Here is a 19892-nt window from a genome sequence, read left to right on the forward strand (position 1 = left end):
ATTAAATGGCCAGATTGTTGAATAACATGACTGGCGTTTTTTAAACAACTTTATTATCTCTGTACAATTATTAGAACTGCTTCCGTTTTTTGGTTATGCGTCAGGTGTTAGAGGTTATGAAACAGGAAGATTACTTGAATTTATAGAATTATAACGTATCTAAATCTAATAGGAAATGGACTTTTAGTACTATCTAAGTAAGAAATTCGTAATCTCAAAAGCTGTTATGGGCTGTTTGCTTTCCTTAGCTTGATAGTGATGTGATGTTAACCCATTTCGATGTATTTTATTTTTTAGAATATGAAAGTAGGAGGTAAAATGAAAAAAATGTATTCAAAAATTTCTATGCTTTTTGCAATACTTAGTATTATCCCTTTCATATTGATACAATTAGACCTTGGACATATTGCACCATTAATAACTCTTGGTCAAGATAGGGTTGTCGGACTAGTGATACCTATTGTTTATAGTTTTATTGGCTTAATCTTTGCGCTATTGTCAAAGCGGGGGGATCTTAAACGGAATTTAATCTTTATTAATGTTATATTTTTCTTGTTAAATATTGTTATTGTTTATATTGGCCTATTTGCTTTCAGGACTCCCTAAATATAATAAAACTTGATTTATCCCGCTATTTGCGTGCTGTAATACTCCCACCTCAAAACTTAGAGGATTCAGAGAAGTTTAGGTGGGAGATAAACAACCCGTAAAAGCCCGATTGGTCGGGCTAACAATCAGTAGGGGATGAAGAAAATATCCACTGATTAAAGTTTCACTTTATGGGGTAGTGACAGGGTGACTGTCATTACTCCTCAAAAGTATGAATCTCAAATGGCATGTATAATTACCGGCGAGCTTTCTAACGAAAACATCTCACTATGCAACGATAAGGATAATTTAAGTTCTAAAGGAGCGAAGACACTATTAGAGGAATTGGAGAAGTATATGGAGACAAAAAAATAGCTTCACTAGGGTGAAAAAACAGTTCATTGTCTGTTTTTTTATATGTAGTATAATAAGAGTGAAAAATTAACACCCTACAGGTTTTAACTGATTAATTCAGTGCATAATAAATAAAAGACGGAATGCTGCGAACATCCCGTCTAATCTGTAACTGCTGCTGTTTGGTGGTTGATTACAAAAAAGTATTCTTTACGTTTTGAACCACCTTTATTACGTTTGGCTGACGTGGAGGTGGTTCTTTTACGTTTATTATATTACCTTTTGCAACAAGCTTATTTGTATAAGCAGTTGCAAAAGCTGTTATGAACACTGTTACGAATAGTTTCGCACTATCATGCAATAATTGTAGTGAAAAAATCCATAGCGGTTTCACCTCCGTTCTCTCTAAAATCAGAGAAAGAAAAGGTATAACCTCCCACCACACGCCCTCAGTTACTAGTATGGTTATAATATAGCCTCTTTGGATACCGTATCAAAATTTAGTACGATATAGTGATATGACATCAGATGATTCAACTGTCATAAAAAAGGGTCCCAATCGTTAAGCTTCGATCCTTTTTTACTAACTGGTTTTCAAGTAAATTAACCACCATAATCTCCGTGTTCTGCTTTAAATATATAAATACAAATTGAAAAACTAACCTACTCTCTTTCTTTTCGGTCGAAGAGTAGGTTCCTCCATGTGTAGTAGCGGTCAGTGTCTTTTTCTACCGCGTGCCGAATTACAACAGATGGATAAAGTGAGTACGTTTGCATTCTTATATACGTGGCAGACGCTTTGGTGTTAAATAATCAAGTTGGATATATAGAGGGAGATTTTTGTATGGGTAATAGATATGATGTTTTTGAAGAATTAAGTGATTTCTTGGGTGGAACTTTTCATCAAGATATGAATTCGCCTGAAGAAGCAATGGAAGGGTTTATATATGAATCTAGTAAGGAATGTTTGTTATTTACAATTAAGTGTTGTGAAGCATTTTTAAACAGCGAAATAACAATGCAAGAAAAGGAAAAGTTCATAGAATCAAATGTGGAAATTTATTTTCCAGCAATCGCATTAACTTCGGTGCAATGGCTAATAAATGTAGTGAAACAAATGAAAAAAGCTTATGATGCTTAATTTTGATGTGCAAACGTATATGTAATCCCCTATCCTTTTAGAAAATATGTTTCTGTTAGAGAATTCACCATAAGGCAAATGTTACAATGAAAGAAAGTTATCCTACATATAGGAAGAAAAAGAAAGGGCGTTACTTCGTGACAGAGTTAAAATTTATTCATGCGGCAGATTTGCATTTAGATAGTCCGTTTAAAGGGATGGAGCTAAACGTACCTAAGTTTATATGGGAAAGAATGAAGGAGAGTACGTTTCGTTCGTTTGCGCGCATTGTTGATAAGGCTATTCAAGAGAGAGTTGATTTTGTCCTCATTGCTGGTGATTTGTATGATGGGGCGACGCGTAGTTTGCGGGCGCAAGTGTTTGTGCGTGAGCAAATGAAGCGGCTTGCGGAGTATGACATTCTTGTGTACATCATTCATGGGAACCACGATCATTTAGGCGGAAGCTGGGCGGCGATTGAGTTTCCAGCCAATGTGCATGTGTTTCATGAATCGTATGTAGAAGAACAGCCATTTTATAAAGATGGTGAACTGCTTGCTTCAATTTATGGATTTAGTTATCATCAGCAAGCTGTTACCGATAATATGACGGAGCAGTATAAGAAGATGAGTGATGCCCCGTTTCATATTGGCATGCTTCACGGTAGTGTGGAAGGCGATGCGGAACATAATCGTTATGCCCCGTTTCATCTTCGTGAATTAAAGGAAAAGATGTTTGATTACTGGGCGCTTGGACATATACATAAACGTGAAGTGTTAGCAGAAGAGCCGTACATTGTGTATTCTGGTAATATTCAAGGAAGGCACCGAAAGGAAATAGGTGAAAAGGGAGCTTATGTCGTTTCGTTATCAAAACAAGGAGCGGAGCTTACCTTTTTCCACACAGCGGACGTTGTGATTGAAGAGCTGTTTATTCCTATCGATAGTTTAGAAACTGTTGATGATCTTCTAAATACTTGTGCAGAAAGTATGAACAATGTAAGGAGAGAAGAAGGTGTACTTCTCACAGTCACATTTACTGGTCAAGGAGAGCTTGCCCCGTATTTACGTGATGAAAAACGGGTGGAAGAGCTATTTCATATTCTTTCGCAAAGTGAAGAGCGAGATGATTTTGTATACGCGGTAAAATGGAAAAATGAGACGGTTTCGTTTACGGAAATTGCGAAATTAAAAGAGGAAAATCATTTTATCGGAACAGCGCTGCAAGAGTTAGAATCCTTTTCGAATATGGATGGTGTTCTTCGTCCGATTTGGAGTTCACCTGTTGCTAGGAGGGTACTTCATTCGTTTTCGGAAGAAGAGATGAAAGAGATTCAAAAGGATGCTGAAAATTTAATTTTAGAGCAGTTATTACAAGAAGAAAGGAGAAAAGGATGAAGTTTGAAACGCTTCATATTTACGGATATGGAAAACTGGAAAATAGAGAAATTGATTTGTCTCATTTGACCGTTTTGTACGGTGAAAATGAAGCTGGGAAGTCAACAATTCGCTCATTTATAAAAAGTATTTTATTTGGCTTTCCAACGAGAGGACAGCGGCGCTATGAGCCGAAAGATGGCGGCAAGTATGGCGGAGCGATTACGGTTTTGACGAAAGAATACGGAAGAGTGAAAATCGAACGCCTTCCGAAAACAGCGGTGGGGGAAGTAACCGTTTATTTTGATGATGGAAAAACAGGCGATGAAGATGTTTTACAGCAGCTTCTCCACGGAATGAATGAGAAGTTATTTGATTCGATTTTTTCCTTTGATATGCATGGTTTGCAAAATATTCATAGAGTTGGCGAAGCGGACATTGGGAATTATTTATTTTCCGCAAGCGCAGTTGGTGGCGATGGGATTTTACAGCTGGAAAAGATGCTCGATAAAGAGATGGAGCAGCGCTTTAAAGCGAGTGGTCGTAAGCCGGAAATTAACGTGTCGCTTCAAGAGCTAAAAGGATTGCAAGATGAACTGGCAACGTGGCAAGGGAAAATCGAAACGTATGAAAGTGTTGTAAAGCAAAAGAAAGAGGCGGAAGACCGACTTGTAGAGCTTCGTGCTGAGCAGCAAGAGGCGTCGAAGAGAAAGCAAGATTACGAAGTGCTGCAAACACTTCAGCCATTATTTGTAGAAAAACTAGCGTGTGAACGTTTTTTAGCTGAACATGATGGACATGCATTTCCAGCAGATGGATTAAAACGTTATGAAGCGTTGCAAGTACGAATGGAACCATTAGCGCTGCAAGGAAGTATGCTTCATAAAAAAATCGCTTCAGCGCAAAATGAAATCCAGTCGTTACAGGTGAATGAAGAGTTACTTGAGCAAGAAGAATATATAGAAGAACTTAGAATGCAGCAAATGTCTTACGAAAATGCTCAGCAAGAAGTAAGAGATATAACGAATAACCTCGTTCATATAGAGGAGGAAATTTCCGAGCTTCAGCAACAAATTGGTGTGGCATTTACACGTGAAGAGGTTCTTTCTTTCAATATGAACTTAGCGACGAAAGAAGCAATGACAGCTTTCATGCAAAAAGGAACAGAGCTTGAGAAACGAAAAGTGCAGTTAGACGATCGTTTTAAATTGTCACAAGAGCAGTTAGAAGAGCAAGAAGAAACTGTAAAACGATTAAAGCATGAAATGATGCCAGAGGAAGAGCGGGAGCGTTATTTATCGAGTGTGCAAAGTGCGGCGTCGAATCAAAGGCAAAGCCGAAGTGGTGCGGGGCAAAAGAAACCGCTCGTTTCGAATACGATGCTGCAAAGTTTGTTTCTTTTTAATGGCGTATTATTGTTAGCTGGTCTCTTCTTTAATTATCGTCCGCTTTTATTCGTCAGCATCTTTTTATTAGTAGGCCTCGTTTTATTTTATGTAATCTTTATGAAGCAACCGGTGCAGACGGGAGAAAATACAGAGCAACTAGAAAAGCGGTACTTGCTTGAAAAAGATGATGAAATAAGAAAACGCCTTGAGCATGAGATGTTTAAGTTACAGCAACTTGAGCGCGGGTATGACCGCATTATTTCGGAGTATGAAGAGTGGGAGCGTGATATGTTTTCCATAGGAGAACAGGTAGAGCTATACCAAGGAATTTACAAGCTTCCGAAAAGTTTTACGTACGCTCACATGTTGCCTGCTTTTGAGCGAATTGAGAAAATGCAGCAGCTTTATCGGGAACAAGTGAAGCAAACAGAGCGAAAAGAGTTACAGCAAGACATGATTTCGCAGTTTGAACATAAACTAATGAAGCTAACTGTATTTTCTGATCGCAGTGCAGAAGCGCCATCATTGTTTTTACATAGTGTAAGTAAAGAGCTTCAGAAGGAAAAAGAGAAGCAATTAAAGAGAAAGCAGCTTATCGAAAAGGTAGCAGCGCTGAAAGAAGAGTTCGATGAAGTACAGCAGCAAATGATTCGTTTTACTGAGGAGCGTGCAAATTTATTTCAGATTGCAGGTGTGACGGAGGAAGAGGATTATTTCAGTGCTGCAAAAAAAGCGGATGAAATAGCGGAAAAAAAGAAGCAGCTTCATCAATTATTGCCGCAAATTGATTTATTACAAGAAAGATTAACGACAGATGTTCTTTCTGATGGTTATCGTCCTGAAGGGTATGAAGAAGAGAGTTTCAAGGAAGAACAACGCCTGGAGCAGTTAGGGAAAGAAGAAAAAACACTGACAGAAACAGCTGCCAAGCTAAAGCTTGAAATTGCTGCGCTTGAAGATGGAAAAGCATACGGAGATTTACTTCATGAATGGGAAATGAAAGTATCGAACCTTCGTCAACAAGTGAAGAAGTGGGCAACATTTGCGGTCGCAAAGTCTGTGTTAACGAAAACGAAGAAATATTATCACGAAGTGCAGCTGCCGCGTATTTTACAAAAGGCAGAGGAGTATTTCATCTATTTAACAGATGAGAACTATACGAAAGTATTTTCACCTTCAGCAGAAGAACCATTTATTGTCGTAAGAAAAGACGGCACGCAGTTTTATAGTGACGAACTAAGCCAAGCGACAGCGGAGCAATTATATTTATCACTACGCTTTGCGTTAGCAAACACGTTTGAACATGTGTATCCGTTTATTATCGACGATGGATTTGTCCATTTTGATGAAGGAAGAACGAAGCGAACAATACAACTCATCAAGAAATTTGCGGCAGAAAGGCAAGTTATCTTTTTTACGTGTCATGCGCATTTGCTTTCATTGTTTGAAGAAGAGCAAGTGAAAAGGCTGAGCAGTTAAACTATAACTATGTAAGAAGATAGAGATATTAAATACGTAGCTAATCACTCTTTTGTTCGTAATAGGTTTTGAGCAACTATATAAACGGCCACGTAAACAAAAAGAGAAACGCACGCACACGCTCCTTTTGTTGCAAACATGACAAGTGGCAGTTAAAGGCCCTGACCGTTACTATACACGGCTAGTTGCTCTCTTCCTCCTTAAAAAGAGGAGGTTTTTAAGGCTTTTCAATAGCTTTATTCACGTATGGATATGCTATACTACATATAGACGATGGTCGTTGGAGGGATTAGATGAAAAAGAAAATTGCACAATATGAGGTTGGCGAACAAGTTGACGTATATTTATTAATTAAAACAGCAACGAAAGGAATCGCCAGTAACGGGAAACCATTTTTAACAGTGATTTTACAAGATCAAAGCGGTGACATTGAAGCGAAGTTATGGGACGTATCACCGGAAGTAGAGCAACAATATGTTGCGGAAACGATTGTAAAAGTTGCCGGAGATATTCAAAACTACAAAGGGCGTATTCAGCTTCGTGTGAAACAAATTCGCGTTGCAAACGAAAATGAAGTACAGGACATTTCTAACTTTGTAGAAAAAGCACCAGTTGCGAAAGAAGAAATGGTTGAAAAGATTACACAGTACATATTTGAGATGAAGAATTCAAACATTCAGCGTCTTACAAGACATTTGTTAAACAAGTATCAACAACAATTTTTAGAATACCCTGCAGCGACGAAAAACCATCATGAATTTGTATCGGGTCTTGCTTATCACGTTGTATCGATGCTTGATTTAGCAAAGGCGATTGGAAACTTATATCCATCTCTTGATAAAGATTTACTATACGCAGGTGTCATTTTACATGACCTTGGAAAAGTCATTGAATTATCGGGACCAATTTCAACAACGTATACGTTAGAAGGAAATTTACTTGGTCACATTTCGATTATGGTGAATGAGATTGGAAAAGCAGCAGAAGAACTGCAAATTGAAGGAGAAGAAGTATTAATCCTTCAGCATATCGTTCTGTCGCATCACGGAAAAGCAGAGTGGGGAAGTCCGAAACCACCGCTTGTGCGAGAAGCAGAAATTCTTCACTACATTGATAATTTAGATGCGAAGATGAATATGATGGATCGTGCCCTAGGCCGCACGAAGCCAGGTGAATATACAGAACGTGTCTTTGCGCTTGAGAATCGAGCGTTTTATAAGCCGACGTTTCATGAATAAGCAAGAGCTCCGCTATGTGCGGGGCTTTTTATTTTCCGTTTTTTAAATTTTACTGTATACATTTATTGTCATTCATTCGTTGTATAAGTGTAGGGAGGAAAAATGATGAAAAAAGAAGATGCACTGACCTCCTACCTTATCAACTTAGGAGAGGAAGTGTTCCATTTATTACTTGCGAAAGGAGCAAAAAAAGAGGATGCGGAAGATATCATTCAAAATACTTTTTACAAAGTATACACATTATTAAATAATCTAACAGAGCATATGATACGCCCTTGGTTTTTTAGAGTAGCACTGAATGAATATATTGATTTGAAACGAAAGAAAGAACAGCAAAATATTCATTTAACAGAGGGGGTTTACTCGAAGTTACAATATACAGAAAATGAATTTGACGCCATTTTAAATGAGGATGAGATTTTCTGTTTGCTAAAAGATGTGAAAAAGGAATATAAAGAAGTGTTCTTTTTGAAATATTATTATGATTTTTCATATGAAGAAATTGCGGCTATTTTAGATGTGAAAGTAAATAGTGTGAAACAAAATGTATATCGCGCACGTAAATCGATTCAATCGAAAATAGGAGGAAAAGAGGAATGAATGATTCGATACAAGATGCCTTAAAGAAAGCAAAGCGAAAACAATTACTAACAATTATCATTACTTCCATTATCGTCATACCAGTTTTATTACTCATTTTTTATAGAGTGGGCAATTATTTTGCGGCGAAAAGTTCTACAAAACTTCATGATTGGCTCTTTGTACATAATGAAATTGCCCAGCCTAATGTTCAAATTGATTCTCAAGTTATGAGCAATTCTTCTATGTTTGGTGGCAATATTGTAACGAATCGCTCGAAAAATATTAACGGTTATGTTGTACAGTGGAGTACACTGACAAGTTCGTACGGCTGGATTGGTTCTGATATTGATCATAACGAGCTAATACCGGGATTTCATTGGTCTGATACGGAGTTTTATGAGTATGATAAACAAACAAAGAAGAAGGTGGCAACCTTTTATCATCCGTCTATTAAAAAGTACCATGATGGTGTGCAAAATGAACTAGGTGAAATTTCACAAATGGAGAATCACGTTGCAGAAGTGGCAATTTCGTTCGATCAGCCTTATACATTTCAAGAAATTGAAGAGAAAATTCCCGATAATTTAAATATCGTATGGCTGTATATGACATCAGAAATTGCGGATGAAAGTAAAGGGCCTGCAGGTATGCCAGTTTATGGGTTTCATCCATCCGATTCACCAAAAGAAGCATATGATAGTTTCATGGATTCACTTGAAAAATATGATGCAGATGGCGAAGAAATTCAAAAGTTCTTACGTTCAAATAAAAATAAACCATTAGATAAAGTAGAAATATTAGGAGTCATGTTAACGGGACAAACGCAAAACTTTAAAGCGTTAGAAAATCAAGATTTCATTCGCGGTGCTTCTGTAGGGGCAACTGCACCAATTGTTCCTTATATTCAGCCAGAGAAGTAGTAAAGGAGAGACCAGATGCCGTTTTGGTCTCTTTTTCATTCTATAGAAACGGTTTTGATATCAAAACCGTTATGTTTTCATTTATGTCGTACATTTCTGGGGTGTTTTCTGCATGTTATGAGCAAAGCACAGCCTTTTTTAGTTTGTATGATAAAGTTTTATATGTAACGGGATGTATATTAGATGAACGATCTGGAGGAGTAGGCATGGAACATATTTTAGAAATTCAACATTTACAAAAATCATATACTGGTTCTCGTTTTGCGCTAAAGGATGTTTCCTTTTCAGTACCATACGGATCTATTGTAGGTTTCATTGGTGAGAACGGTGCAGGAAAGACTACGACGATGGGAACGATAATTGGTGGGCTGAAAAAAGATAGTGGATCTATTAAAATCTTTGGGGAGGAAATAGATAATAAGATTGCGCATAGGGAGGATATCGGTGTTGTATTTGACGATATGAACTTCTCTGGCAGTTTAGATATACAGAAACTAGCAAAGGTTATGAAGAATATTTATAAGAAGTGGAATGAAGAGAAGTTCTTTCATTACATATGTGAGTTTTCCCTTCCGCAAAGTCAAAGGATAAAAAGTTTCTCTCGTGGTATGTCAATGAAACTTTCAATAGCAGTTGCGCTTTCTCATGAACCAAAATTATTAATTTTAGACGAAGCAACATCAGGATTGGATCCAATTGTAAGGGAAGAAATATTAGATGTGTTTTTACAGTTTGTCCAAGACAAAAAACATGCAATTTTGCTATCGTCACATATTATAAGTGATATTCAAAAAGTTGCTGATCATCTTGTATTTATTAAAAAAGGTGAGGTTATTTTAAAAGTAGATAAAGAAGAGTTATTACAGAACTATGGCATTGTAACATGTGATGAAAAGGAGTTGCATGAATTAGATCACCTTGCTGTTACTACATATAAAAAGAACGGAGAACACGTTGAAGTGCTCGTGTCGAATAGACATAGTATTCCAGATGGAGTTACGATGAGGAACGTTTCAATTGATGATATGACGATGCTATTGTTGAAAGGAGAAAAGCGATGAAAGGGCTTGTTTTAAATAATTTTTATTCCATTAGAGAAAGTATGATGCTAGCTTGTATTCTAGCTATTGTAGGTGATGCGATTTTAATTTCAACTGGAAATCAAACGGCATTAAGGTTAGCTTTCTTTTTGCCGATAGCACTCATGACAGTTGGTGCATTTGAAGTATTAAAGCAAGATAGTCAATCCGGATGGGACAAGTTTGAATCTATTCTTCCGTTAAAAAGACAACAAGTCGTTCAAAGTAAATATGTCACGTTTTTGCTTATGCTTTTGTTCAGCGTTGTTGTAACAATTGGAATTTTTATCGTAAGTTCCATATTTGTGACCTTTTCTGAAGGACTAATTGTACATGCGCTATTTCGAGCGATAGGAATTGTACTTTGCGTAGCTTCGGTTACTTATTCATTAACTTACATACTTGGGGGAGACAAATCAGAAGTAATTCGAATCGTTAGTATTATTTTTGCTTTTTCCATGTTTGGAGGTATTTCTTTTTTACAAAAGATGATAGTAGGAGAAATAGAAGGTTTTGATCAATTATTTTCGGTGAATTTTTTATTTGTATCATTTGTCATTTTCATTCTTTCATATTTTATATCGGTAAGCGCATATAAAAGGAAGGAATTTTAAAGATGGTTCATTACGAAAAGGCGTGGGTGGCAAATAGAGAAGGGATACACCCCACTCCGAGTCGCCACTCTCCGTTCCGTATATAAAAGATGAATTCTTTTCAAAAAATCAACTACAAGCTATGATGAACTAAAAAAATGAAGAGATTGAAGAAATAACCATATATTAAGTAGACGTAATATTTAGAAAAGAGATATACTTACCTTACATATCCTTTTATTGTCAAGGTGGAGAAGAGTATGTCTACATTTGGTGTATTATTGGCACAGACTTTTATAACAATTGTCTCATTAAAAATCATTTCTGGTCACAAAAAAATCAATTTGTTAGAAATAATGATGCTCGTCGCAACTAGCATTCTTGCAACTATTGTTTATGAGGAATACGGTACGTACTCTGCAGGTATATTACTTGTATTCACTTATTGTATGAGTTACTACTATGAAAAAGAAATGATACATGCATTATTGTATGCTTCGTATACTTTTATTATTTTACTCATTAGTGACCATGTTTCTTCTTATATAGATGTAATTATTTTTGGCTATCTTCCGAATTTGACAGATGTTCAAATGATTGTTCACCTGTTCGTTTGGGGAGTGTTAGGAATCTGTCTTTCTATTATCGTACATAAGTTGTTTCGGAAGTTAGATGTAATTAATCAGCAAGTAAAGCGGTTTATTACTTTTATTGGTCTTGTTACAGTGGTGATTTACTACACATTAATTTTTACTGCGGCTTCAATGGGCAATACATTTGAATTAATTCGATTAAATTTATTGTTCTTCTTTTTATATTTAATGCTTTTGATTTTTACGATTACGATCTATTCCCGACATGTAAAGAAGCAATTTGAAACAAAAAGAAAAGAAGAAGAGTATGATAGTTTGAAAAAATATACGAGCGAAATAGAAATGCAGTACCAAAATATGAGGAAATTTCGGCACGATTATCAAAATATTCTTCTATCGATTGAAATGTTTATTTTAGAGAAAGATGTAGAAGGGTTAAAAAAGTATTATGAGGAAGTTTTGAAACCAACATCTATCTATTTGGACGAAAACAACTTTAAGTTAGAAAACTTAAGCAAAATAAAAATAAAAGAATTAAAAAGTATATTTGCTTCTAAGTTAATGTTAGCACAAGAGTTAGGGATTAACGCAAAGTTTGAAGCGAATGAATCAATTGAAAAACTTCCAATCGATTCATTTGCTTTAATCACATCTGTAGGTATTTTACTAGATAATGCAATTGAAGAATTGGAGCATATAGAAAATGGTGAGTTATTAACGGGTGTGATTACAGATGAAGGAAACATTTCAATTGTCATTCAAAACACGTGTAGACCTGATGTTCCAAAGTTATATTTACTAAAACAGGCAGGGTTTTCTACAAAAGGAGAAGGTAGAGGATTAGGGTTAAATAATCTGCATGAATTATTATCCCCTCTAGATAATGTTACGACTGAAACGATGGTGCGAGAGCATCTATTTGTTCAAAAAATTCATATTCAGCTGGAGGATTAATATATGCTGTTCGTGTATATTTGCGAAGATGATCGCATGCAAAGAGAGTATGTCGAAACGTGTGTGAAAAATTATATTATGATTGAGGAAGCAGATGCGAAATTGATGTTATCAACAGGGAATCCTCATACGCTTATTGAAACGTTGCACACAAACATAGGTAATACAGGTCTATATTTCATTGATGTAAACTTGCAAACCGATATGAATGGATTGCAATTAGCATCTAAAATAAGAGATATGGACCCTACTGGTAAAATTGTATTCATTACAACACATAGTGAACTATCTTACATGACTTTTACTTATAAAATTGAAGCAATGGACTATATCATTAAAGGAAATACCGATGAATTAACAAGAAGAATTCGAGATTGTATGGAGGTAGCTTTAAAGCGATACGCGAGTGATCGAGCTGGAAAGCAACATACATTTCAATATAAAGTGGGGAGTACTATTCGAACGGTAAATTATACTGATATATATTTCTTCGAGTCATCTGTCATACCACATAAGATTATTATGCATCTTGAAGATACGCATATAGAGTTTTACGGAACGATGAAAGAGTTAGAAGACTTAGGAGAAGATTTTTGCCGGTGTCACAAATCTTTTGTTGTAAATAAAAATAATATTCAACATATCGATAAAGCAAACAAACAAGTTGTGATGAGAAATGGTGAGAGTTGTTTCGTTTCAATTCGAGGAATGCGAAATTTAAAATGAACAAATTTGATATCTTTTTAAAATTAACGATAACCGTGTTGTTAGGCATCATGACAATCGCTTTGCTTCAAATTAATAAAACACTGCAAAACATGGTAGAAATTTTAGGTGGGTTAGTTAATGAGATTGGCAGATTTTAATACTTCTAAGGTGATTTTATATATAAATGCAAGTTGAAAAACGAACACACTCCCTTCCTTTTCAGTAGAAGAGTGGATTCCTCCATGCGCAGTAGCGGTCAGTACCTTTTCCTACCGCGCGCCGAGTTACAACAAATGGATGAAGTGAGTGCGTTTGCCATTCTTATATACGTGGCAGATACTTTGGCGTGAAACGGTCAAGTTGGATATATATAGTCATAAATCTTATCCTCCCTTCATACAGTAAAATTAACAAAGCTTGTCTATGAGAAAGGAAGATAAGGGAATGGGAGTCGAATTTTTACCGTGGTGGATTTATCTTGTCATTATCGGCATTATTATTAGTGGCTATATGGTGCTTTATACTTCAAAACAAGAACAGGAAATTGATAATGAATTTATTGAAAAAGAAGGCGAAGTATATATGAAACGTTTGCAAGAAGAAAAGGAGCGCCGCCAGCAGGAGAAGGATGATCATTCTGTGCTTTTATAAAATGAGGTAATAACCAGTTTGGATGTTGTATTGTCTGAGCTGGTTATTTTTATTTTTTCTATAAAAATAAGATTAGCCTACTATGTGAAAAAACTTTTTCCTCAAATCACTTTCGAACTTATTGTCTATATATCTCTTTCCCTTTATATTTGTTAAGTACGAAAAAGAATATTGATACAAAATCATTTTTAAAGGATTGTCCTACATAGTAATAAAAGTTCGTAATACCACCTTCAAATCGGTTGTACCATGTAAGTTTCCTTTTCTTAATTATTATTTATCTCCATGGTATTTAAGATTTTCTCTAACTATATAGACATTCTCAATGATCAGATCAATTAATTTCCAACATAGGAGTGTCTTTTATGAAAAAAATATTTTTATGCATATTTATATGGATGCTTTCACCTCATGTTATTTATGCACATCCAGGAAATACGGATGCCAATGGTGGGCATACTTGCTGGACAAACTGCGAAGAGTGGGGTTTAGAGTATGGGGAGTATCATTTTCATGATGCTACGTACAAATCGTATGAGTATGAATATGATTATGAACATAAGTATGAAGAAGGGTATAATAAAGGTTTTGACCTAGCATATAGTTATACTTCACAATGTGAAGAGGAATATGACTGGTGGTGGAAAGGTCATAAAGCTTTCGGTGAAGGTTATGAACAAGGGATAGAGGATGGTCATGAAGAAGGACTGTCAATTTGCTATGAAAATAGTCGTCAAGCAGGATCAAACAGGGGGTACTCAGATTATGTTAATGACGATGGATATGACGATACCCCTTATAAAACATATGACTATGATTCGTATGAAGACGGATATGCAGAAGGATGGTCTACAGCGGAAAGTGAATGGGAAGAAGATATTTCTTTAAGTGATTCCGCGAGTGATAGTGATGATATCGATTCCGTTCTTGTTGATAGCTCCGTAGATCAAGAAGCGTTATTTGATGATGGTTATGAGGAAGGTTATGAGGCTGCTGGCTTAGATTATACATATGATGATTTTGAATCAGATTTAACAAAAGAAGAACAAAAATTTTATCAAAAAGGATATTTTGCTGGCTATATAGAGGCTGGAAGTGGAACGGTTTGGGAGAAAATATACTATTATGTATTCCAAAAGTATATTTTGTTTACTATTATAATTGGCGTATTATTGTGGTTAGGAAGCATTCTATTTATTACAAATAAAAAATCTAAAAAATAGAAGTGATAATGTGTTAAAGAAACTCTAAAGGCTAATTTTGGAGTTTCTTTTTGTGTGAATTTATAACTAGAATGAAGCTAAATATTTTACTCAAATACATTTTTCAATTACACTAATAAACGTGGATAATAAATATCCACGTTTATTTACATGTAAAAGAGGTAATTGCATTGAAGATAAAAACTGGAGTAGAACAATCCGTATATACGTTAATGTTGTTACATATGTTGCCGAAAGGAGCGGTATTGCCTGGGGAAGCGATCAGTTGTCAGTTAGGAACTTCTCGTACGTATTCGTTAAAGTTGTTACGGAAGTTAGTGAATGCAAATTTAATTTTGTCAATACCGGGTGTAAAAGGTGGTTACAGGCTGCATAAGAAGCCTGAAGATATTTCAGTATATGATGTGTATTTAGCGACAACAGATAATCAGTCGCTGTATGCACCAAGTGGTATTTTGAAAGATATGCTTGATTTGAATGAGGATGCTGGCTGTTGTTTGTTAATGGAGTTAATGGATGAGGCCGAAGTTGCGTGGACAGCTGTGTTGAAGCGGGCAACGATTGCATCTTTATATAAGAAAATGCAAGCACCTAAATATGAAGAGAAATTTACAGCTGTACAAAAAGCAATTCGCGAGAAAATGATTATGCAAAAATGATATGAGAGCGGGAGGGTACATGATGAAGTTAAGTTTATTGGATCAAGCACGTATTATGAGCGGAAAGACTGCGGTGGAAGCATTAAAAAATGCGGAAGAGTTGGCGGTTGTAGCGGATGAGTTAGGCTATCATCGCATGTGGATGGCAGAACATCATGGAATAGATGCTGTTGCGAGTTCAGCTCCTGAAGTGTCGATTGCTTATTTAGCTGCGAAGACAAAGAATATTCGCCTTGGAACGGGCGGGACGATGATGATGCATTATTCACCATTAAAGTTAGCGGAAGTATTTAAAACGCTTAGCGCGTATGCACCGGGGCGGATTGATTTTGGCGTTGGACGAGCACCTGGTGGAGACGGTCATTCTATTTATGCTTTATCTGAAGGGCGCGAGCCGAATTTAGATAATATGTATGAAAAGCTTGCGTATACATTGCAGTACATCAATGATGAAGTGCCAAATGATCGTTTATACAATAAGACCGTTGCCATGCCATCTCAAATTGTATTACCGGAAGCTTGGTTGTTAGGTTCTTCTGGAAATAGCGCAATGCAAGCAGGACGTATGGGGATTGGTTATTCATTTGCACAATTTTTCACTGGCAGTATGACGGAAGATATTTTAGATTTATATAGAAGAAGCTTTACACCTACAGCATTTTTAGAAGAGCCAAATATTATCGTAACTTATATGGTGACTGTAGCGGAGACGAAAGAAGAAGCGGAGTATGAGGCATTGCCAGGCGATATTTCACGTCTATGGTTAATGAAAGGAAACATAAGGCAAGCATTAACACCTGAAGAAGCACAAGAATATCCATTAACAGAAATAGATAAAATGACCATTCAACAATTTCGTCAAAGAAACTTACACATAGTTGGGGAAGCAAAAGAAGTTGCATCGATTCTACAGGAAGAACAGTTCATATATGGTTTTGATGAAGCGATGATTATGAGCGTACCGTATTCGCAAGAAAAACGCTTGGAAGGGCATCGCTTATTAGCGAAAGAATTATTGTAATGTAATAATGTAGGTACTTGCTTGTTCCATGTTTTTTACAATGTATGGTGGGTCCCGTTTTCCTATAAAAAAGAAAGCTTTTAGCTCTTTTCTTTTCCTTAAAAATGTGTAGTATTATAGGATGAAAAGGATTCGAAGGAAGGGAACGTTCTATGGAATTTCATGAACAAAAAATATTACCAGCGGTTCGGCAAATTAAGGATTTAGAGAAATTATTATGTAGCCCTTTTGAATACATCGTTGTGTTAGACTTACATGTGGCGCAGTTAAAAAGCGTGATTGCACTTGCGAAGCAGCATTGTAAAAAAGTATTTTTACATATTGATTTAATTCACGGCTTGCAAAGTGATGGGTATGCAACGGAATATGTTTGTCAGGAGTTTCGTCCGTACGGTGTGTTATCAACGAAATCGAGCGTGATTATGAAAGCGAAACAAAAAGGCGTTGTTGCGATTCAACGTATTTTCTTAATTGACTCAAGTGCAATGGAGAAAAGTTGTAATTTACTGGAGAAAACACAGCCAGATTATATTGAAGTACTTCCTGGTGCGTTAACGGAAGTTATTACAGAAATGAAAACGAGGACAGGTATTCCGATTTTAGCGGGTGGTTTCATTCGTACAGTAGATGATGTTGAAAAGGCGCTAGGAGCGGGTGCAACGGCAATTACAACGTCAAAGAAAGAGCTGTGGAAATATTACGAAAAAAGTTGAACAAAATGTGAAAAAGCGATTGACACCGCTTTCACAAACGGTTAACATTATAGACAAGTTAATAAACGTGACGGAGAAAAGAAGAGATCCACATTTCATTGTTTCTATATAATTATAGAAGCATATGCGAGTGGGTCTTTTTCTTTTTTGAAAAGTGAATGGCCATTCGTTTTCACTCCATCTTAATGAAAGCGTTTAATTTGATTATGGAGGGATTTTATATGTCAGCGTTTTTAGGGGAATTAATTGGTACAGCATTACTTATTATTCTTGGCGGTGGCGTTTGTGCAGGCGTTAGTTTAAAGAAATCGTTTGCGCAAAACTCAGGCTGGATTGTTATCACAATGGGATGGGGTCTAGCGGTGGCGGTTGCAGCTTATGCAGTAGGATCAATTAGCGGGGCACATTTGAACCCGGCAGTAACGATGGGACTTGCATTTAAGGGAGCGTTCCCATGGAGCGATGTACCAGGTTATATCGTTGCACAAATGCTTGGAGCTATGATTGGAGCACTTATCGTATTTTTACATTATTTACCTCATTGGAAAGAGACAGAAGATGCTGGAACAAAGTTAGGCGTATTTGCGACAGGACCAGCAATTCCAAATACATTTGCAAACCTTTTAAGTGAAATGATTGGAACATTTATTTTAGTACTTGGTATTTTAGCAATTGGTGCAAACAAATTTGCAGACGGTTTAAATCCGTTTATCGTAGGTTTCTTAATTGTAAGTATTGGTTTATCATTAGGAGGGACAACAGGTTACGCGATCAACCCAGCACGTGACTTAGGACCTCGTATCGCGCACTTCTTATTACCAATCCCAGGTAAAGGCGGATCGAACTGGAAATATGCATGGATTCCGGTAGTTGGACCAATCTTAGGTGGTTCCCTTGCAGGTTTATTCCATCAAGTTGTATTCGAAGGAAAAGAAAATGCAGCACTAATTTACGTAGCGATTGCAGCAGTAGTTGTTCTAGCAATCTCTTATATGGCAACGAAAAAAAATAGCCAAAATACAAATAATAGAAAAGTAGCATAAGGGGGAAGTAATTATGGAAAAATTTATTCTTTCATTAGACCAAGGAACGACAAGTTCACGCGCTATCCTTTTCAATAAGGACGGGAAAATTGTTCATACAGCTCAAAAAGAGTTTACACAACATTTCCCACAGCCGGGCTGGGTTGAGCATAACCCACAAGAAATTTGGGGATCAATTTTAGCAGTAGTTGCTAGCTGTTTAAGTGAAGCAAACGTAAAGCCTGAGCAAATCGCAAGTATCGGTATTACGAACCAACGTGAAACGACAGTTGTATGGGAAAAGGAAACAGCAAAGCCTATATACAACGCAATCGTATGGCAATCTCGTCAAACATCTGAAATTTGTGATGAGTTAAAAGAAAAAGGCTATAACGACATGGTTCGTTCGAAAACAGGTCTATTAATCGATGCGTACTTCTCTGGTACGAAAGTAAAATGGATTTTAGACAACGTGGAAGGTGCACGTGAAAAAGCTGAGAACGGTGAGTTATTATTCGGAACAATTGATACGTGGCTTGTATGGAAGTTAACAGGCGGTAAAGTACACGTAACAGATTACTCAAATGCATCTCGTACGTTAATGTACAACATCCACGAATTAAAATGGGATGAAGAATTATTAGAAATGTTAACAGTACCAAAGAGCATGCTTCCAGAAGTACGTCCATCTTCTGAAGTATACGGTCATACAGTTGACTATCACTTCTTCGGTCAACACATTCCAATTGCAGGTATCGCAGGTGACCAACAAGCAGCGTTATTCGGACAAGCGTGCTTCGGCGAAGGTATGGCGAAAAATACATACGGAACAGGCTGTTTCATGTTAATGAACACAGGTGAAAAAGCTGTTGCGTCTGAGCATGGCCTATTAACAACAATTGCATGGGGCTTAAATGGAAAAGTAGAATACGCATTAGAAGGTAGTATTTTCGTAGCTGGTTCTGCAATTCAATGGTTACGTGATGGAATGCGTATGTTCCAAGATGCAAGTGAGAGTGAAGAGTATGCGTCACGCGTTGCATCAACAGAAGGTGTATATGTTGTTCCTGCATTCGTAGGACTTGGCACACCGTACTGGGATAGTGAAGTACGCGGCGCAGTATTTGGTTTAACTCGTGGTACGTCGAAAGAGCATTTCGTACGTGCAACACTTGAGTCATTAGCATATCAAACGAAAGACGTATTATGCGCAATGGAAGCAGATTCTGGTATTGAACTGAAAACATTACGTGTTGACGGCGGCGCAGTTAAAAATAACTTCTTAATGCAGTTCCAAGGAGACATTTTAGGCGTACCAGTAGAGCGTCCAGTTGTAAATGAAACGACAGCTTTAGGTGCAGCTTACTTAGCGGGTCTTGCGGTTGGCTTCTGGAAAGATCAAAGTGAAATTGCGACGCAGTGGAACATGGATCGCAGCTTTACACCAGCAATGGAAACGAATACAAGCGAAGAGCTATATGCAGGCTGGAAAAAAGCAATTGAAGCAACAAAGGCTTTTAAATAATCATAAATAGTGTTATAATGATGGTAAGTTAATAAATCGGTAGGAGATTTGGAGAGACCACAGCGCACTATGGAAGCGATTCTATAGTGATGTTTGTGGTCTCTTT

General features: G+C 36.8%; 20 protein-coding genes. 19 read left to right on the forward strand and 1 reads right to left on the reverse strand.

What is annotated here, in order from left to right:
• The first annotated feature begins 318 nt into the window (after window positions 1-318).
• Together BAMA_RS06115 and BAMA_RS24720 are read left to right on the forward strand one after the other, a co-directional pair.
• Window positions 319-606 (forward strand): hypothetical protein, encoded by a 288-nt coding sequence (locus BAMA_RS06115; protein WP_034637246.1) that lies wholly within the window; start codon window positions 319-321, stop codon window positions 604-606.
• A gap of 225 nt (window positions 607-831) precedes the next feature.
• Window positions 832-963 carry a hypothetical protein gene (locus BAMA_RS24720; RefSeq protein WP_162176056.1) on the forward strand — a complete coding sequence of 44 codons (132 nt, stop codon included), beginning with the start codon at window positions 832-834 and terminating at the stop codon, window positions 961-963.
• 172 nt (window positions 964-1135) lie between these two features.
• Here the strand turns inward: BAMA_RS24720 and BAMA_RS06120 are convergent, their stop codons facing one another.
• Complete coding sequence (locus BAMA_RS06120; RefSeq protein WP_235184430.1) at window positions 1136-1336, reverse strand: hypothetical protein; 201 nt, start codon at window positions 1334-1336, stop codon at window positions 1136-1138.
• Window positions 1337-1786: 450 nt separating this feature from the next.
• Between BAMA_RS06120 and BAMA_RS06125 the strand changes: the two genes are divergently transcribed.
• From BAMA_RS06125 to glpK, 17 genes are all read left to right on the forward strand, one after another.
• On the forward strand, window positions 1787-2083 hold the full coding sequence (locus BAMA_RS06125; RefSeq protein ID WP_034637247.1) for a contact-dependent growth inhibition system immunity protein: 297 nt from the start codon (window positions 1787-1789) through the stop codon (window positions 2081-2083).
• A 137-nt stretch (window positions 2084-2220) separates the two neighbouring features.
• Window positions 2221-3459, forward strand: a complete 1239-nt coding sequence (locus BAMA_RS06130; RefSeq protein ID WP_034637825.1) for a DNA repair exonuclease — start codon at window positions 2221-2223, stop codon at window positions 3457-3459.
• Window positions 3456-6305 carry an ATP-binding protein gene (locus BAMA_RS06135; protein WP_034637248.1) on the forward strand — a complete coding sequence of 950 codons (2850 nt, stop codon included), beginning with the start codon at window positions 3456-3458 and terminating at the stop codon, window positions 6303-6305. The genes BAMA_RS06130 and BAMA_RS06135 overlap by 4 nt, the downstream gene beginning before the upstream one ends.
• A gap of 293 nt (window positions 6306-6598) precedes the next feature.
• Entirely contained in the window at window positions 6599-7543 is a 945-nt protein-coding gene (gene yhaM, locus BAMA_RS06140) for a 3'-5' exoribonuclease YhaM (protein ID WP_034637249.1), read from the forward strand.
• A 105-nt stretch (window positions 7544-7648) separates the two neighbouring features.
• Window positions 7649-8143 (forward strand): RNA polymerase sigma factor, encoded by a 495-nt coding sequence (locus tag BAMA_RS06145; protein ID WP_034637252.1) that lies wholly within the window; start codon window positions 7649-7651, stop codon window positions 8141-8143.
• Window positions 8140-9045 carry a sigma factor regulator N-terminal domain-containing protein gene (locus BAMA_RS06150; protein ID WP_034637253.1) on the forward strand — a complete coding sequence of 302 codons (906 nt, stop codon included), beginning with the start codon at window positions 8140-8142 and terminating at the stop codon, window positions 9043-9045. Before BAMA_RS06145 ends, BAMA_RS06150 begins: the two co-directional genes overlap by 4 nt.
• A 206-nt stretch (window positions 9046-9251) precedes the next feature.
• The gene (locus BAMA_RS06155) at window positions 9252-10106 is read left to right on the forward strand and encodes an ABC transporter ATP-binding protein (RefSeq protein WP_034637256.1); all 855 of its coding nucleotides are present in this window, start codon (window positions 9252-9254) and stop codon (window positions 10104-10106) included.
• Window positions 10103-10738, forward strand: a complete 636-nt coding sequence (locus BAMA_RS06160) for an ABC-2 transporter permease (RefSeq protein WP_034637258.1) — start codon at window positions 10103-10105, stop codon at window positions 10736-10738. Before BAMA_RS06155 ends, BAMA_RS06160 begins: the two co-directional genes overlap by 4 nt.
• Before the next feature lie 239 nt (window positions 10739-10977).
• The gene (locus BAMA_RS06165) at window positions 10978-12264 is read left to right on the forward strand and encodes a sensor histidine kinase (RefSeq protein WP_034637260.1); all 1287 of its coding nucleotides are present in this window, start codon (window positions 10978-10980) and stop codon (window positions 12262-12264) included.
• A gap of 3 nt (window positions 12265-12267) precedes the next feature.
• A complete protein-coding gene (locus BAMA_RS06170) occupies window positions 12268-12990 on the forward strand; it encodes a LytR/AlgR family response regulator transcription factor (protein ID WP_051758880.1) in 723 nt (240 codons plus the stop codon).
• A 426-nt stretch (window positions 12991-13416) separates the two neighbouring features.
• A complete protein-coding gene (locus BAMA_RS06175; RefSeq protein ID WP_034637274.1) occupies window positions 13417-13623 on the forward strand; it encodes a sporulation YhaL family protein in 207 nt (68 codons plus the stop codon).
• A gap of 365 nt (window positions 13624-13988) precedes the next feature.
• Window positions 13989-14846, forward strand: coding sequence for a YHYH domain-containing protein (locus tag BAMA_RS06180; RefSeq protein WP_034637276.1), 858 nt, complete (start codon window positions 13989-13991; stop codon window positions 14844-14846).
• Window positions 14847-15016: 170 nt separating this feature from the next.
• A complete protein-coding gene (locus BAMA_RS06185) occupies window positions 15017-15505 on the forward strand; it encodes an RrF2 family transcriptional regulator (RefSeq protein ID WP_034637278.1) in 489 nt (162 codons plus the stop codon).
• A gap of 22 nt (window positions 15506-15527) precedes the next feature.
• Window positions 15528-16526 carry an LLM class flavin-dependent oxidoreductase gene (locus BAMA_RS06190; RefSeq protein WP_034637280.1) on the forward strand — a complete coding sequence of 333 codons (999 nt, stop codon included), beginning with the start codon at window positions 15528-15530 and terminating at the stop codon, window positions 16524-16526.
• Between the two features lie 152 nt (window positions 16527-16678).
• Window positions 16679-17239, forward strand: coding sequence for a glycerol-3-phosphate responsive antiterminator (locus tag BAMA_RS06195; protein ID WP_034637281.1), 561 nt, complete (start codon window positions 16679-16681; stop codon window positions 17237-17239).
• Window positions 17240-17460: 221 nt separating this feature from the next.
• On the forward strand, window positions 17461-18282 hold the full coding sequence (locus tag BAMA_RS06200; RefSeq protein WP_034637282.1) for an MIP/aquaporin family protein: 822 nt from the start codon (window positions 17461-17463) through the stop codon (window positions 18280-18282).
• Window positions 18283-18295: 13 nt separating this feature from the next.
• Complete coding sequence (glpK, locus tag BAMA_RS06205) at window positions 18296-19786, forward strand: glycerol kinase GlpK (protein ID WP_034637283.1); 1491 nt, start codon at window positions 18296-18298, stop codon at window positions 19784-19786.
• Window positions 19787-19892: the final 106 nt, after the last annotated feature.

It is taken from the genome of Bacillus manliponensis (genome assembly GCF_000712595.1).
In the GTDB taxonomy this organism is placed as follows: domain Bacteria; phylum Bacillota; class Bacilli; order Bacillales; family Bacillaceae_G; genus Bacillus_A; species Bacillus_A manliponensis.

Coding starts and splice junctions, on each gene's coding strand:
- BAMA_RS06190 (WP_034637280.1), top strand. CDS start 15,528: ATGAAGTTAAGTTTATTGGATCAAGCACGTATTATGAGCGGAAAGACT.
- BAMA_RS06150 (WP_034637253.1), top strand. CDS start 8,140: ATGAATGATTCGATACAAGATGCCTTAAAGAAAGCAAAGCGAAAACAA.
- BAMA_RS06200 (WP_034637282.1), top strand. CDS start 17,461: ATGTCAGCGTTTTTAGGGGAATTAATTGGTACAGCATTACTTATTATT.
- BAMA_RS06170 (WP_051758880.1), top strand. CDS start 12,268: ATGCTGTTCGTGTATATTTGCGAAGATGATCGCATGCAAAGAGAGTAT.
- BAMA_RS06115 (WP_034637246.1), top strand. CDS start 319: ATGAAAAAAATGTATTCAAAAATTTCTATGCTTTTTGCAATACTTAGT.
- BAMA_RS06155 (WP_034637256.1), top strand. CDS start 9,252: ATGGAACATATTTTAGAAATTCAACATTTACAAAAATCATATACTGGT.
- BAMA_RS06175 (WP_034637274.1), top strand. CDS start 13,417: ATGGGAGTCGAATTTTTACCGTGGTGGATTTATCTTGTCATTATCGGC.
- yhaM (WP_034637249.1), top strand. CDS start 6,599: ATGAAAAAGAAAATTGCACAATATGAGGTTGGCGAACAAGTTGACGTA.
- BAMA_RS06165 (WP_034637260.1), top strand. CDS start 10,978: ATGTCTACATTTGGTGTATTATTGGCACAGACTTTTATAACAATTGTC.
- BAMA_RS06160 (WP_034637258.1), top strand. CDS start 10,103: ATGAAAGGGCTTGTTTTAAATAATTTTTATTCCATTAGAGAAAGTATG.
- BAMA_RS06195 (WP_034637281.1), top strand. CDS start 16,679: ATGGAATTTCATGAACAAAAAATATTACCAGCGGTTCGGCAAATTAAG.
- BAMA_RS06180 (WP_034637276.1), top strand. CDS start 13,989: ATGAAAAAAATATTTTTATGCATATTTATATGGATGCTTTCACCTCAT.
- BAMA_RS24720 (WP_162176056.1), top strand. CDS start 832: ATGGCATGTATAATTACCGGCGAGCTTTCTAACGAAAACATCTCACTA.
- BAMA_RS06125 (WP_034637247.1), top strand. CDS start 1,787: ATGGGTAATAGATATGATGTTTTTGAAGAATTAAGTGATTTCTTGGGT.
- BAMA_RS06145 (WP_034637252.1), top strand. CDS start 7,649: ATGAAAAAAGAAGATGCACTGACCTCCTACCTTATCAACTTAGGAGAG.
- glpK (WP_034637283.1), top strand. CDS start 18,296: ATGGAAAAATTTATTCTTTCATTAGACCAAGGAACGACAAGTTCACGC.
- BAMA_RS06135 (WP_034637248.1), top strand. CDS start 3,456: ATGAAGTTTGAAACGCTTCATATTTACGGATATGGAAAACTGGAAAAT.